15 protein-coding genes are annotated in these 14,893 nt (G+C 66.8%); 10 read left to right on the top strand and 5 right to left on the bottom strand.

Annotated features, from left to right (window positions below; translation table 11 throughout):
* Window positions 1–103: 103 nt before the first annotated feature.
* Window positions 104–1,423: a DUF3108 domain-containing protein gene (locus OKW40_RS17825; RefSeq protein ID WP_429490766.1), complete on the bottom strand. Its 1,320-nt coding sequence runs from the start codon at window positions 1,421–1,423 to the stop codon at window positions 104–106.
* A gap of 42 nt (window positions 1,424–1,465) precedes the next feature.
* Window positions 1,466–2,392: an IclR family transcriptional regulator gene (locus tag OKW40_RS17830; protein ID WP_429453415.1), complete on the bottom strand. Its 927-nt coding sequence runs from the start codon at window positions 2,390–2,392 to the stop codon at window positions 1,466–1,468.
* Between the two features lie 147 nt (window positions 2,393–2,539).
* Between OKW40_RS17830 and OKW40_RS17835 the strand changes: the two genes are divergently transcribed.
* From OKW40_RS17835 to rfaE2, 6 genes are all read left to right on the top strand, one after another.
* The gene (locus OKW40_RS17835; RefSeq protein ID WP_429490769.1) at window positions 2,540–3,523 is read left to right on the top strand and encodes a fumarylacetoacetate hydrolase family protein; all 984 of its coding nucleotides are present in this window, start codon (window positions 2,540–2,542) and stop codon (window positions 3,521–3,523) included.
* A gap of 132 nt (window positions 3,524–3,655) precedes the next feature.
* The gene (locus OKW40_RS17840; protein ID WP_429490771.1) at window positions 3,656–4,909 is read left to right on the top strand and encodes an ABC transporter substrate-binding protein; all 1,254 of its coding nucleotides are present in this window, start codon (window positions 3,656–3,658) and stop codon (window positions 4,907–4,909) included.
* A gap of 54 nt (window positions 4,910–4,963) precedes the next feature.
* Window positions 4,964–5,821 (top strand): enoyl-CoA hydratase/isomerase family protein, encoded by an 858-nt coding sequence (locus tag OKW40_RS17845; protein WP_429490773.1) that lies wholly within the window; start codon window positions 4,964–4,966, stop codon window positions 5,819–5,821.
* Between the two features lie 82 nt (window positions 5,822–5,903).
* The gene (locus OKW40_RS17850; RefSeq protein WP_429490775.1) at window positions 5,904–6,743 is read left to right on the top strand and encodes a PhaM family polyhydroxyalkanoate granule multifunctional regulatory protein; all 840 of its coding nucleotides are present in this window, start codon (window positions 5,904–5,906) and stop codon (window positions 6,741–6,743) included.
* A 538-nt stretch (window positions 6,744–7,281) separates the two neighbouring features.
* Window positions 7,282–8,160 carry a ferritin-like domain-containing protein gene (locus tag OKW40_RS17855; protein WP_184026492.1) on the top strand — a complete coding sequence of 293 codons (879 nt, stop codon included), beginning with the start codon at window positions 7,282–7,284 and terminating at the stop codon, window positions 8,158–8,160.
* Window positions 8,161–8,320: 160 nt separating this feature from the next.
* Window positions 8,321–8,803 (top strand): D-glycero-beta-D-manno-heptose 1-phosphate adenylyltransferase, encoded by a 483-nt coding sequence (gene rfaE2 / locus OKW40_RS17860; protein WP_429490777.1) that lies wholly within the window; start codon window positions 8,321–8,323, stop codon window positions 8,801–8,803.
* A gap of 67 nt (window positions 8,804–8,870) precedes the next feature.
* On the opposite strand, the gene OKW40_RS17865 is transcribed toward rfaE2, so the two are convergent.
* The 3 genes from OKW40_RS17865 to OKW40_RS17875 all read right to left on the bottom strand — a co-directional run bounded on the left by OKW40_RS17865 (window position 8,871) and on the right by OKW40_RS17875 (window position 11,044).
* Window positions 8,871–9,110, bottom strand: a complete 240-nt coding sequence (locus tag OKW40_RS17865; protein WP_090802818.1) for a hypothetical protein — start codon at window positions 9,108–9,110, stop codon at window positions 8,871–8,873.
* Window positions 9,111–9,269: 159 nt separating this feature from the next.
* Window positions 9,270–10,109: a type III pantothenate kinase gene (locus tag OKW40_RS17870; protein ID WP_429356524.1), complete on the bottom strand. Its 840-nt coding sequence runs from the start codon at window positions 10,107–10,109 to the stop codon at window positions 9,270–9,272.
* Window positions 10,106–11,044, bottom strand: coding sequence for a biotin--[acetyl-CoA-carboxylase] ligase (locus OKW40_RS17875; protein ID WP_429490779.1), 939 nt, complete (start codon window positions 11,042–11,044; stop codon window positions 10,106–10,108). The genes OKW40_RS17870 and OKW40_RS17875 overlap by 4 nt, the downstream gene beginning before the upstream one ends.
* Before the next feature lie 159 nt (window positions 11,045–11,203).
* Here OKW40_RS17875 and OKW40_RS17880 point away from each other — a divergent pair, with 159 nt between their 5' ends.
* From OKW40_RS17880 to OKW40_RS17895, 4 genes are read left to right on the top strand one after another with little or no spacing between them, the layout of a single operon-like run.
* Complete coding sequence (locus OKW40_RS17880) at window positions 11,204–12,337, top strand: MlaE family ABC transporter permease (protein ID WP_184062594.1); 1,134 nt, start codon at window positions 11,204–11,206, stop codon at window positions 12,335–12,337.
* Entirely contained in the window at window positions 12,334–13,212 is an 879-nt protein-coding gene (locus tag OKW40_RS17885; protein WP_018419267.1) for an ABC transporter ATP-binding protein, read from the top strand. Before OKW40_RS17880 ends, OKW40_RS17885 begins: the two co-directional genes overlap by 4 nt.
* A 46-nt stretch (window positions 13,213–13,258) precedes the next feature.
* Window positions 13,259–14,227: an MlaD family protein gene (locus tag OKW40_RS17890; RefSeq protein ID WP_184062592.1), complete on the top strand. Its 969-nt coding sequence runs from the start codon at window positions 13,259–13,261 to the stop codon at window positions 14,225–14,227.
* Window positions 14,228–14,257: 30 nt separating this feature from the next.
* Entirely contained in the window at window positions 14,258–14,884 is a 627-nt protein-coding gene (locus OKW40_RS17895; RefSeq protein ID WP_429490780.1) for an ABC-type transport auxiliary lipoprotein family protein, read from the top strand.
* The last annotated feature ends 9 nt before the right edge of the window (window positions 14,885–14,893 follow it).

The following is a 14,893-nucleotide window of genomic DNA, read 5'->3' on the forward strand; positions in this document are numbered from 1 at the left end:
TCGTTCGCGCGAACGGGGCTCCATTGACGTGCGAGTCAGCGTTGCAAAGGAAGTTTCGCCGATCTCGTGCGGATTTGCTCGTGACACTCTGTCACGAAACCTGTCACGGTTTGATGATGGTCGGAGCGGTCGAATCGACCGGTGCAGCTGGGGCGGCCTCGGGTGTTACTGCCGATGCGTCGGCCGGAGCTGGCGCCGGCGTTGCAGGGCCCGTGGCAGCGGGGGCTGCGGGTGCAGCAGGCGTGGCCGGCGCGCCACCATTGCCGCGGTCATCCTGCGACGTGCCATCGACATTCAGCTTGCCGCGCCACACCAGTTCGAACTGGGTACCGTTCGGCTCCGTCTGCAGGATGCGCGCCGGCAGCCAGCCAAGGGACGGGGCGAGCCACACATCGACGCGGCGCTGGTCGCCATCGTGCCGCGGCAGACGTTTGAAGTGACGCGTCTGCAGATAGCCTTGCGCGGCGCGGATCGTTTCGTCGCCGATCGTCTCGATCGGCCAGTTCTCCCCGCTATCGGTATCGACGACGAAAAACTGTCGCGTCACGCCAGGCTTATAGGCGTCAGGATCGCCGCGCACGAGGCTCGCGAGCTGCATCACGACACTGAAGCGATCCTGTGCGCCGTCGGGCAACGGCAACGAGGCGGGCGTGCGCGTAAAGCCAACCTTCTTGTCGTTGCGATTGAAGATCGCGATGTCTTCGGCGCGACGGCCACGCTTTTCGCTGTACTGCGCCGGCGCGAGGCCAAAGGCATCGATGCCGCCGTGGCTCGAAAACACGAACGGACCGACGAACGGCAGCGGCACTGATACGACCATTTCGTAGCCCTGCCCGTCGCTCGCCCAATGGATCGTGCCGGGCGCGTTGCGCACGCCGTTGTAGAACGTGTCGTAGTCGAGTTCGGCCGACGGCGGTACCGAAAACTTCACGCCCTGCGACGCTTGCGGCGCGCTGGCCGCGGCAGGGGCGCTCGCGACGGCGCCACTGGCATTCGCATGGGCCGATGCATTCGCGTTCGCGGTGGCGGGTGGCGCGCTAGCCGCCACCTCCGATGCCGGCGTGGCCGCGGGCTCGTTCGGTTTGGCCGGTTGCAACGCGGTCATCACATGCTGCTCGCGCGGCGGCCTCGCCGCGGGCTTGCGTGCTGGCGCGGGCGGATGCGGTGCCGGCACGGCGGGCGGTGGCGCGGGTTGACGCTCGACCCTTTCGGGCGTCAGCAGCACGACCTGCACCGGCACATGCTCGCGATTCGCTGGATTCAGATCCACGCGATTGCGCTCGAACCATTGCGCCGCGATCCAGTGCACAACCGCGACGGCCGCGAGGACGGCGATCCAGCGCCACGCGCGCGCGCCGCGTCCCGGCCCGCTACCAAAAGCGGGCAGGCGATCATGACGGCGGTTGGCGGAAGCAAAATCCATCGGCGTTTGAATCGGTGAGAGCGTGAAAGGATACGGTGCGTATCAACCGTTGTCACCACGCGGGGTCGCGCTATAGCCGAGTTCGTACGACAGCTTGCGCGCGCATTCGCGCAGCGCGGTATCGATCTCGCCGCCCCAGCGGATATCGAACGCGCCTTCATGGCCGAGCGCGACGAGACCGAGCGCGAGTTCGCCGGTCGAATCGAACACCGGCAACGAAAACGCGTGGATCGTCGGCAGCAGCATGCCTTCGACGCGCGCAGCCTCGTGCTCGCGCACCTCGGCGAGCACCTTGTCGACCTCTTCGCGGGTGCGTGGCGCGCCGCTATACGACGAGCGCCGCGAGTCGGCCAGCTCGCGCTCGAGCATCGCGGCGGTCTTGCCGGACGGCAGGTAGGCGGCGAACAGCAGACCGGTCGCCGAACTGAGCAAGGGCATCACGTCGCCGAGCTTCAGCGAAGCCTTGGCCGGATAGCTCGACTCCATCCAGTGCACCATCGTCGGTCCCTGATTGCCCCACACCGCGATGCCGACGGTCAGGTCGAGCCGGTCGCGCAGTTCGGCGAGCGCGATGCGCGCGAGCTTCACACCGTCGACGCGTGCAAGCCGCGCGAGCCCCAGCTGCAAAGCGAAGCCGCCGAGTTCGTAGCGGCCCGACAGCGGGTCCTGCGCGACCACGCCGAGACGCAGAAAGCTGACCAGATAGCGATGCGCCTTCGCCGGACTCATGCCCGCGCGCTGCGCGAGATCGCGCAGCATCATCGCGCGCGGCTCGTGGGTCAGCACGTCGAGCAGCCTGAAACCGACCTCGATCGACTGGATGCCCGAGCGCAGTTTTTCTTCGCCGGGTTCGCCGGGTTCGTCATCGGCGCCGGTTGCGTCGGTTGCATGGGCGGGATCGAGCAGATCGTCGGCGGACGCGGGGTCGGTGCGGGTGCGGATCGTGCCGGAGCGGGCGTTGGCGGACATGTGCAAAAGGCGCGGGCAGCGCGTTCGGTGATCGTAATGGAGACGGCTACGGTGACACGACGACGAACACGCAGATATTGGGCCGCGCCGATTCACCATCGTAGAATACATTCCTTCCATCGTCACTAATACACGGTTCACAGCTCTATGAAACTTGCCTCGCTGAAGGACGGCACGCGCGACGGTCAACTGATCGTCGTGTCCCGCGACCTGCACACTGCGGCCATCGCCGACGCGATCGCGCCCACGCTGCAGCGCGTGCTCGACGACTGGGCCTTCTACGCGCCGCAACTGCATGACCTTTACGATGCGCTGAACCAGGGCCGTGCGCGCAACAGCTTTTCATTCGACGCCAAAGAGTGCATGGCGCCGCTGCCGCGCGCATTCCAGTGGGCCGACGGCTCGTCGTACGTGAACCACGTCGAGCTCGTGCGGCGCGCGCGCGGCGCGCAAATGCCGCCCGAATTCTGGACCGACCCGCTGATGTACCAGGGCGGTAGCGACGACTTCATCGGCCCGCGCGACGACGTGGCGTGCGCATCGGAAGAGTACGGCATCGACTTCGAGGCCGAAGTCGCGGTCGTCACCGGCGATGTGCGGATGGGCGCGACGCCCGAGCAGGCCCTGCGCGGCGTGCGGCTGGTCACGCTCGTCAACGACGTGTCGCTGCGCAACCTGATCCCCGCCGAACTCGCGAAGGGCTTCGGCTTTTTCCAGAGCAAGCCGGCCACCTCATTCGCGCCGGTCGCCGTGACGCCCGACGAGCTCGGCGAACACTGGCGCGAAGGCCGCGTGCATCGGCCGATGATCGTCCACTGGAACGGTAGGAAGGTCGGCCAGCCCGACGCGGGCACCGATATGGTGTTTCACTTCGGTCAGCTGATCGCGCATGCCGCGAAAACGCGCAATCTGCGTGCTGGTGCCATCGTCGGTTCGGGCACGGTGTCGAACAAGGACGCGAAACGCGGCTACTGCTGTATCGCCGAGAAGCGCTGCCTCGAAACGATCGAGCACGGCGCGCCGCAAACGGAGTTCATGAAATACGGCGACACCGTGAGGATCGAAATGTTCGACGATGCGGGCAAGTCGATTTTCGGTGCGATCGATCAGAGCATCGCGCCGCTCGAATGAAGCGCGGCGCTCACGCGGCAATGCTGTGACGCGGGCGGCACGCGCGAAAGGGTTTCGCCCGATGCCGCCACTTGCGCGCGCGGCTACACTGCGGCAAACATCACAACGAAAACCCCGACGTGAGGAGACAGCATGCCGCGATTGGACTTCTCCGCAGCTGAACGTCGGCGCGCTTGCGCGTCGCCCGTTGAAGCGCGCACGAGCGCGCGTGGCTTGCCTCAACGTGGTCGGCGCTTCGCGCGGCGCGCCGCGACGCTGTGGGCCGCGCTTGCCTGCGCGTTGCCGCTGACATCGTTCGCGCAGGTGAAGATCGGTCTCGTGCTGTCGCTGACCGGGCCGGCCGCGTCGCTCGGCATTCCCGCGCGCGACACGGTCGCGCTGCTACCCAAACGGATCGGCGGGCAGAACGTCGAATACATCGTGCTCGACGATGCATCGGACACGACCCACGCCGTGCAGGACACCAGGAAGCTCATCAGCGAGAATCACGTCGACGCGATCATCGGCTCGTCGATCACGCCGAATTCGCTCGCGATGATCGACGTGGTCGCCGAGGGCGAAACGCCGATGATCTCGCTCGCGTCGTCCGCGAAAATCATCGAACCGGTCGACGCGAAACGTCGCTGGGTCTTCAAGACGCCGCAGACCGACGCGATGATGGCCTCGGCGATCGCCGAGCATGCGAGCGGACACGGCGTGAAGACGATCGCGTTCATCGGCCAGGCCGACGCGCTCGGCGAGACGTTCTACGCCGAGGTCGCGAAGTTCGCGCAGTTGCATCACATCGACGTGGTCGCGAGCGAGCGTTTCAATCGCACCGATCCGAGCGTGACCGGGCAGGTGCTGAAAATTCTCGCGACCCATCCCGACGCGGTGGTGGTCGGCGCGGCCGGCACGCCTGCCGCGCTGCCGCCGAAAACGCTGCGCGAGCGCGGCTACAAGGGCGTCATCTATCACAACCACGGCGTCGGCAATAACGACTTCCTGCGCGTGTGCGGCGCCGATTGCAACGGCACGTTCCTGCCCGCGAGCCCGGTGCTGGTCGCCGCGCAATTGCCGGCCGATCATCCGGCGAAGGGTCTCGCGCTCGATTACATCGCGCGCTTCGAGGCGCAGCACGGCGCGGGCAGCGTGTCGGCATTCGGTTCGTACACGTCGGACGCGGGCGCGTTGCTCGAGCATGCGATTCCGCTCGCGCTGAAAGCCGGCGCGCCCGGCACGCCGCCGTTTCGCCGCGCGCTGCGCGACGCGCTCGAAGGAACACGCGGTCTCGCGGACACCAATGGCGTCGTCAACATGAGCGCGGCCGATCATCTCGGGCTCGATCAGCGCGCCCGCGTGATGGTCGAAATCACCAATGGCAAGTGGCTTTATCAGCCGCATTGAACGGGGCGCGGCGTTCCGCGCGCGACTGAACGAATCTCCTCCGGACTGCTCACCATGCCTCAGCCATCGCAACCGAACGACGCGTACTACGCGCACTACCAGTCGCTGCGTTTGCAGCGTCATCCGCATGGCGTGCTCGAAGTCGTGATGAGCGGCGAGGGCGCGAATAAAAGCGGCCTCGCGACCGCGAACGCACGCATGCATTACGAGCTCGCGGAAATCTGGCGCGATATCGATCGCGATCCCGATACGCGCGTCGCGATCATTCGCGGCGAGGGTAAAGGCTTTTCGGCCGGCGGCGATCTGCAGCTCGTCGAGGACATGGCGAACGATTTCGAGGTGCGCACGCGTGTGTGGCGCGAAGCGCGCGATCTCGTCTACAACGTGATCAACTGCGGCAAGCCGATCGTGTCGGCGATGCACGGGCCGGCGGTCGGCGCGGGGCTCGTCGCGGGGCTGCTCGCCGATATCTCGATCGCGGCGAAGACGGCCCGCATCATCGACGGACACACGCGCCTCGGCGTCGCCGCGGGCGATCATGCGGCGATCGTCTGGCCGCTCCTGTGCGGCATGGCGAAGGCGAAGTACTACCTGCTGCTGTGCGAGCCGGTGAGCGGCGAGGAGGCGGAGCGCATCGGGCTCGTGTCGCTGGCCGTCGACGAAAGCGATCTGCTGCCGAAGGCGTTCGAAGTCGCGCGCAAGCTGGCCGACGGTTCGCAGACCGCCATCCGTTGGACCAAGTACGCGTTGAACAACTGGCTGCGCACGGCGGGGCCGGCGTTCGATACGTCGCTCGCGCTGGAATTCATGGGCTTCGCGGGACCCGACGTGCGCGAGGGCCTGAACTCGTTGCGCGAGCGGCGCGCGCCCGATTTTGGCGCGGGCGGTCCACGTAACGACCAACGATCGTGATGCCATACCCCACACGGTATGATCGAATCGACGCGCGCGGCATCGCGCGCTCCACCTATCATCCAGCACCGAGGCGACAACCATGACCGACACCACTGGCTCCGCGCCGCCCTTTCCCGGCTTCCCCGGTTTTCCGCCCGCTGAAATGCTCGATCGCATGTGGAGCATGATTCGGCTGTCGCCGTTCGGCGCCGCCATGACGGGCGCGCAGCCGGGTGGGGGCACGAGTCCGTCGCTGTCGATGATGTCCGACATGATGGCGCCGCTCACGAGCGTCGAGGAACTCGACAAGCGCATCACCGACATGCGCGCGGTCGAGCAATGGCTGAAGCTGAACCTGAGCATGCTGCAGTCGGCGATCCAGGCGCTCGAAGTGCAACGTGCGACGCTCGCGACGCTGCGCGCGTTCGGCGCGTTCGCGCAATCGTCGATGTCGCAGGCGGCGGCTGCTGCGTCGGGTGCCGCCGCGAGTGACGCGCCGAACACCGCCCCGAGCCCCGCCCGGGCGCCGAGTTGGACGAAGCCGGCCGAGCCCACGCCCGAAAGCGCCACGCAGGCCGACAGCGACGAAGAGGAAGCGCCCGCGGCGCCCGGCTTCGATGCGTCCGCGTGGTGGAATCTGCTGCAATCGCAGTTCAACCAGATCGCGCAGTTCGCGATGACGCAGCCGTCCGTCGCGGTCGCCGCGGCGGGCGGGGGCACGCAGGGCAAGCCGGAACCGTCGAAGGCCGCGGATGCGTCGGGCGCCGATGCGTCGGGCGCCGCCGATGCGTCGGGCGCCGATGCGTCGGGCGCCGATGCGTCGGGCGCCGCCGCGCAAAACGCGAAGCCCGCCGTCAAACGGCCGGCGGCGAAGCGCGCCGCGCCGTCGGCCAAACGCGCGGCCGGAACGAGCGCGGCAACGCCGAAAAAGTCGACGTGAGCCGGACGGCGCGCCGGGAATCAGTGGCCGTTGATGAAGGCCACTGATCGGCTGCGTTTTTCCCTATTCCAGCGCCGGCGGTTTCCGCCCGCGCGAATCGCCGACTTTATTGAGAGAAGTCAATACCACCGTGCGCTCGCGCCGCTTCTGTCACGGGTTTCGTGGGAGGCGCGTGCTATCATTGTGTAAGCTTGATCTGGCTTTGGGGCGTGCGCCGAAAACAACCAATCCCGCCGCCCTCGCGTCAGTCGCCGCCGGCGCTACCGGTACGGGGCGGGACGGTGCGGTTGCCAGACCCAGACTGGCTCGACCTCAGGCAAAGGGTATCCCTCCCACGGTTGGCCACGGCGCCTGATTCACGCTTCAGGCGCCAATACAAAAGCCCGGACTTCTTTGCTGCCCGATGCTTCTGGGCGGCTGATTAACGCGTAAAATTGAATGCTTGGCCGATAAACGGCGCGTCCGTTCGTCGTAGGTAAAAACGGCTACACGTAGCAGCAACAGACACACACAGTATGTGCAGAACAGGGGTGGGACTATGAACACCATGCTTTATCCGGAACTTTATAAATCGCTCGAATCCGTTCGATGGGACATGGAGAAGGACATTCCCTGGGACAAATTCGATGCATCGCTGTTGACCGACGAGCAAGCCGCGACGATCAAGATGAACGCGATCACGGAATGGTCGGCGTTGCCCGCCACGGAAATGTTTCTGCGTGACAATCATCACGACAGCGATTTCTCCGCATTCATGAGCGTGTGGTTCTTCGAGGAGCAGAAGCACTCGCTGGTGCTGATGGAATACCTGCGCCGCTTCAAGCCGGAACTGGTCCCGACCGAAGAGGAACTGCACGCAGTGCGCTTCGAGTTCGATCCCGCGCCGCCGCTCGAAACGCTGATGTTGCACTTCTGCGGCGAAATCCGCCTGAATCACTGGTATCGCCGCGCCGCCGAATGGCACACCGAGCCAGTCATCAAGCACATCTACGAAACTATCTCGCGCGACGAAGCGCGCCACGGCGGCGCGTATCTGCGCTACATGAAGAAGGCGATGGCGCAAACCGGCGACATCGCGCGTGCCGCGTTCGCGAAGATCGGCGTGCTGATGGCGTCGGCGCGTCGCACCGAAAAGCCGCTGCACCCCACCAACCTGCACGTGAACCAGGCGCTGTTCCCGCGCGACACGATCCAGTCGCGTCTGCCGGATCCGGAATGGCTCGAGCGCTGGCTCGACGAGCAGATCCGTTTCGACGACGGCTGGGAAAAGAAGGTCATCGAGCGCATTCTGCACAACCTGTCGCTGCTGTTCGAACGCACGTTCAACACCGCGCAGGAACTGAACCGTTATCGCAAGGAAGTGGTCGCGCGTCTGCAAGCCGCTGAACAAAACCCGGCGCAGCAGCAGCCGGCGTAACGACTCAGGCGTTTCAGCACCGTATCAAACGGCGGTCCGGCAAGCGCGAGCTTGCCGGACCGTTTTGCTTCGGGCCGTCCACCGTGTATCGTGACGGCACCTGGCATTCCTGTTCCCGTCACGCCCCAACTCCCTAATTCCCCAACTCTGTGACCGTGCGATGACCGCCATCTTTGAACGCAAGATTCTGACGCGCGATGCCCTGGTGAAGCTTCGTCCTTCGCTGCGCGCGCCCGTCGTGTTTACGAACGGCGTGTTCGATATCCTGCATCGTGGTCACGTGACCTATCTGGCCGACGCAAAGGTGCTGGGCGCGTGCCTGATCGTTGGTGTCAATAGCGACGCGTCGGTGCGGATGCTCGGCAAAGGCGACGACCGGCCGATCAACAACGAGGCCGACCGCATGGCCTTGCTAGCGGCGCTGGAAAGCGTCGATTACGTGGTGGGCTTCGGCGAGAAGACGCCGGTCGAGCTGATTTCCGCGCTGCGCCCGGACGTGCTCGTGAAGGGCGGCGACTACGACATGGACGCGCTGCCCGAATCGGCGCTCGTGCGCGGTTGGGGCGGCAAGGCGCTCGCGATTGCGTTCGAGCACGATCGCTCGACGAGCGCGCTGTTGAAGAAGGTGCGGACGCAGGGTTGATGCCGCCCATTACCGCAAAACGCGCGGCGCACTGCTGAACTTCTAACCGACCGCGTCGCTCACCTGATTACTGCGGCAACTCCGATGTCGAAATCGGCGCCTGCGGCGCGGGTCCGCCGACCACCGCCTGGTCGGCCGCATCGGCGGCGCTGACCGGCCGCACCTTCAGCCAGTCCGGATGAATCTGGCGATTCAGATGATTCGGCTCGCGTCCGCTGGCGGTGGGTGTGGGGCCGAAGGCGCCAAGCAGCGCGACGAAAGCCAGCACGTTGACAACAATCAGAATGGCGATCGGCCAGCGAAGCATTGTGGGTGTTTCCAATTCAGAAAGAAGTTGAGCCTGGGGCGTGCGGGAAAGACTCGGGTTCGGAAAATGGGCGGCGAATTGCGCGCAACTGAGGCGCACGTTCTACACGTACATCACGCGCCACCCGGTCGTGAATCAAACGTTAGCCACGGCAGGCAATCAGCCGCTTTGCCGCGCCGTATCCTCGGCTGCGATCAGCGCAAGCCCTGACAGCACCAGCGAATCGTGGCGAGTATGCGGCACTTTCAGGGCACTCGCCACTTCGTCGGCGGCGCCGCCGCTGACCACGAGACGCACCGGCACCTGCCACTCATCCTGCAGGTCCCGCCACATCCGCTCGATCAGTCCGGCCTGCGCCAGCGTGCAGCCCGCCGACAGCGAGCGCGGCGTATCCGTTGCGAAGAACGGCCCGCGACGGACCGCGCCGGTGGTATCGGCGGCGTCGAGCAGACCGCGCGCGCGCGCGGCGTCGAGCGTCGGCAGTTGCGCGGTGTGCTCACCGAGCGAGCGCATCATCAGCGTCCAGCCCGGCGCAATCAATCCGCCGATAAATGCGCCATCGGCGCGCAAGGCCTCGAGCGTCGTCGCGGTGCCGAAGGTCGCGAGCAGCAGATGCTCGCCGGGAAAGGTCGCGTGCGCGCCGATCATGCCGGCCCAGCGGTCGCTGCCGAGCGAGTCCGGTGTCGTGTAGCAATTGGTCACGCCGCATCGACGAGCACTTGCGCGGATCGTCGCGAGCGGCAGTCGCGGCCAGTGCGCGTCGACGAGCGCCGCGATGTGCGTCGCGACCTCCGCGCCCGCGACGTTGGAGAGCCACGCGCCGCATGGCGCCGGCCAGTCAGTCCAAGCGGGTTGCGCACCTGACCGCGCGCGTGGCCCGGCAAGGTCGTCATGCGCGAGCGCGCCGCTCGCCAACTGCGTCCCATCGGGCTGCACCAGCGCCCACTTGATCCGGCTATTGCCCGCGTCGATCAGCAGATATGGCGCGCGCTGCCTCATGCGACACCGTGGGCGAGGCGCAGCGACACGTCGCCGGTCGCGATGCTCTGGCGGCCCTCAGCCGTATCGAGCAGCAACTGGCCACGCTCGTCAACGCCCGCCGCCACGCCGCGCGCGAGTTCCTGGCCTTGTTCGAGCAGCACGACGTCGCGGCCCGCGTAAGCATGCACCGCGTTCCAGCGCGGCTGGAACGGCGCGAAGCCTTCGGCGCCGAAGCGCTGCAGCATCGGTTCGAGCGCGTTCAATTCGGCTGCCAGCGTATCGGTCAGATTCGCGTTCGGCAGCGCGCGTTGCAACGCGGTCGGCACGGTGCCGAGCGCCTGCGGCGGTACCTCGGCGTTCAGCGCGCCCACCTTCGCCGCGAGTTCGTCGGCGCCTTTCACGTTGGTGCCGATGCCGATCACGACCGCGCTCGCGTCGTCGGTGCTCCACGCGGTTTCGATCAGGATGCCGGCGAGCTTGTCGCCTTCGAGCAGCACGTCGTTCGGCCACTTCAGCGCGATCTGTCCGGGACCCGCGACCGGTAGCGAGCGCAGCCCGTCGACGAGCGCGACGCCCACCGCGAGACTCAAGCCCCCGAGCCCTTCGAGCGGTCGCGGCAAGACGCACGCGACCGAAAACAGCAGCGCGTTGCCGGGCTCCGCGTACCACGGCCGCCCACGGCGGCCGCGCCCAGCGGTCTGCAGATACGCGACGCGCACGATCGGCCGCGGCAGCGCGTTCGCGCGGCGCGGCAGGGCTTTCACGTGGGTCATCAAGTCGGCGTTGGTCGAGCCGGTTTCTTCGACGATTTCGATCGGCCAGTCATGCGCATGCGCGCCGAACAGCTTGACCGCGCGTTCGCGATCGATGCGCCAGTCGGTCGAAGCCGACGACGAGGCTGGTGCCGCGCTTGTCGCTGCGGACGGGGAGGCGGGATTCTTGGAGGTATTCATGTCCCATATTGTAGCCACAGCGTGTAGCCACAGCGAACCCGCCCGGGACTCGAATGCGCAGCGGTGAACGGCGACGCCGATCGATGTGCATCAGTGCGGACCGGCGGCCGAGCCTTCGTTACAATGGCCGCTAATCCGATAACCAGATTCACGCGATCCTTGAACAATGACACTCCGCCCGGCCTTGAAGTCGCGGCCGGCAGCCAAGGCAAGATCGTCCGTCTCTCGGGCCAGTGGACGGCGCTCGCGCTCGCGCGCGATCGCGACACCGGGCACGTGATTCCGCAACTGCGTTCGCTGACCGGCGCGCAGGGCATCGGCGAGTGGGACCTGTCGCGCGTCGACAGGATGGACCACGTCGGCGGCCAGGCGCTGTGGCGCGTGTGGGGCCGCAAGATGCCGCCGGGCACCGCGCTCACGGACACGCAGCGCGACATCTTCGAGCGCATCGCGCTGCTCGACACGGTGCGCGAGAGCGCCGAGCCGGTCACGCGCCTCGATCCCTTTACGCGTCTCGGCCTCGGGCTCTTCTCGTTCGTCGAGCACCTGCAGGGCGGCGTCGCGATGCTCGGGCGCTTCGTGCTCGATCTGCTCGCGATCGCGCGCAAGCCGAAACTCACGCCGTGGACCGAAATCTCCGCGAATATCTACAACGCCGGCGCTCGCGCGCTGCCGATCACCGCGCTGGTCGCGTTCCTGATCGGCATCGTGTTGAGCTATCTGTCGGCACAGCAATTGCGCATGTTTGGCGCGAACCAGTTCATCGTCAATATTCTCGGCCTCGCGGTGATTCGCGAACTCGGCCCGGTGCTGTCGGCGATTCTGGTGGCGGGCCGCTCGGGCTCGGCGATCACCGCGCAGATCGGCGTGATGCGCGTGACCGAGGAGCTCGACGCGATGCGCGTAATGGGCATCCCGCACGGCCTGCGGCTGATCCTGCCGCGCGTGATCGCACTGGCCGTCGCGATGCCGCTGCTCGTGATGTGGACCAACGTGATCTCGTTGACGGGCGGCGCGCTCGCCGCGAAGCTCGTGCTCGGCATCGACATGAGCTTCTTCGCGCGCCAGTTGCCGAACGTCGTGCCGATCGCGAACCTGTGGATCGGGCTTGGCAAGGGCGCGGTATTCGGCATGCTGATCGCGATCGCCGGCTGTCATTTCGGCTTCCGTATCAAAGCCAATTCGCAGAGTCTCGGCGAAGGCACGACGACCTCGGTGGTCACGTCGATCACCATCGTGATTCTCGCGGACGCGGTGTTCGCGATCCTCTTTCAGAACGTGGGGCTAGGATGATCGCGCCACTCACCGAAGCCGTACGCGGCCAACCCGTACCATCGATCGCCGAGCCGGTGATCGAGGTGATCGACATCACCAAGCGCTACGGCCGCAACATCGTGCATCAGCATCTGAGCCTCGACGTGCGGCGCGGCGAGATCGTGTCGATCGTCGGCGGCTCGGGCTCGGGCAAAACCACGCTGGTGCGGCAGATTCTCGGCCTCGAGCGCCCGTCGAGGGGCACGATCAAGCTGTTCGGCGAAGACCTCGCAACGATCTCGCCCGACACCGCGCTGCTGATGCGCAGCCGCTCCGGCATGCTGTTCCAGCGCGGCGCGCTGTTCTCGTCGCTGTCGGTGTTCGACAACGTCGCGCAACCGGTGCGCGAACTCGGCAAGGTGCCCGAAGACCTGCTGCGCGACATCGTGATGCTGAAGCTCGAAATGGTCGGGCTGCCGTGCAAGCACGCGTCGAAGATGCCATCGGCGCTGTCGGGCGGCATGATCAAGCGGGTCGGCATCGCGCGCGCGATCGCGCTCGAACCCGAACTGCTGTTCCTCGACGAACCGACCGCCGGCCTCGACCCGGAGGCGTCCGACGAATTCGTCGAGCTGATCTCAGGGCTGCATCGCGCGCTCGGTCTGACGGTCGTGATGATCACGCACGATCTCGATACGATGGTCGCACTGTCGACACGCGTGGCCGTGCTGGCCGATCGCAAAGTGCTCGTCAACGCGCCGGTCGAGGAGGCCGCGGGCGTCGACCATCCGTTCATCCACGAATATTTCCTCGGCCTGCGCGGGCGCCGCGCGCTGCAGGCGCTGCCGCCCGAGCGCCGCGCGAAGCTGCCGCAGGCGGCGCTCGAGCCGGCGTCGTCCGAGTTGCCGCTGTGAGGCCGGCCGCCATGAACCAGGCCGCTATGAACCAGGGAAACTGACAATGGAAAACAAAGCGCATGCGTTCTGGGCCGGGCTCTTCACGGTCGTGCTGACGGCGGCGATCGCGCTGGCGGCGTATCTGTTCAACGTCGACCGCACCGTGCGAGTGCCGTACGACCTGATCGCGCGCACCAGCGTGAACGGCCTCTTTGCGGACGCGGCGGTGCGCTTTCGCGGGCTCGACGTCGGCCGTGTGCAGTCGATCAAGTTCGATCCGACACATCCGGGGCAGATCCTGATCCGCATCATGGTCGACGAGCACGCGCCGATCACGCATTCGACGTTCGGCAGCCTCGGCTTGCAGGGCGTGACCGGCATCGCGTTCATCCAGCTCGACGATACCGGGCGCGATCTGACGCCGCTGCCGTCGTCGGCCCAAAAGGTCGCGCAATTGCCGATGCGCCCGGGTCTGTTCGACCAGTTGCAGCGACGCGGCGAGGTGCTGCTGCGCAAGCTCGAAAAAGTCACCGACAACGTGAACGACATGCTGTCGCCGGAAATGGTCGCGCAGTTGCACGACACGGCGGCGAGCATCGCGCAGGCCGCTTCGGGCGTCGCGACGCTGACCCGTCAGATGGGGCCCGTCGCCAGCAAGCTGCCCGGCACGATCGACCAGCTGAACCGCACGCTCGCGTCGACCAACCAGATGATCACCGGCCTGAACCGTCCGGACGGGCCCCTCGAGCGCAATCTGGACAAGGTCGGCACGGCCGCGCAGCAGGCGGGCGATGCGCTCGGGCAGATGAACATGTCGCTGCAGGACCTGTCCGCGCGGGTCGGCTACGAGACGCTGCCGCGCGTCAATTCGCTGACCGAGGACGTGCGCGCGGCGGCGCAATCGATCGACCGCGCCGCCGACACCTTCAACACCAATCCGCGCAGCGTGCTGTTCGGCGCGCCGCGCCCGGCGCCGGGTCCGGGCGAGGCCGGCTTCGCGTGGCCCGCCGCTACCGCGCCCGCAGCTCACTAAATCCGCAGGCTAGAACAGAGGAAGATGCCCATGTCACGCTCGATTCACCGACTGTTGTCCGCGCGCGCCGCGCTCGCGGCGCTGCTTGCGTTCGGCGTGCTGGCGGCGGGCTGCGCGGGCACGTCCGCAGTGGTGTCGGATGTCCGCTACGACTTCGGACCACCGCCGCAGGCCGCCGCGACGAGCCGGCTGCCGGCCGTCAAGGTGCTGGAGGTCAGCGCGCCGTCCGTGCTCGAATCCGACCGGATGACGTATCGGCTGAGCTACGCCGACGCGCAGCAGACGGCCGCCTACGCCAACAGCCACTGGACGATGATGCCGTCGCAACTGCTGACGCAGCGCCTGCGCAACGCGCTGAGCGAGCGCGGCACCGTGCTGACGGGCGCGGACGGCGTGAGCGCGCCGGTGCTGCGGGTCGATCTGACCGAGTTCGAGCAGGTGTTCGACAGCCAGACGGACAGCCACGGCGCGATCACCGCGCGCGCGACGCTGATGCAGGGCGGCAAGGTGATCGGCCAGCAGACCTTCGTCGCGCACGCGCCCGCGCATTCGGCGGATGCGGCCGGCGGCGCGCGGGCGCTCGCCGCGGCCAGCGACGACCTCGTCGCGCAGATCACCACGTGGCTCGGCTCGCAGGCGCTGGTCGCCGCGCAATGACGGGCGGGC

Origin of the sequence: Paraburkholderia sp. RAU6.4a, from assembly GCF_050435625.1 — a bacterium.
Lineage (GTDB): Bacteria > Pseudomonadota > Gammaproteobacteria > Burkholderiales > Burkholderiaceae > Paraburkholderia > Paraburkholderia tuberum.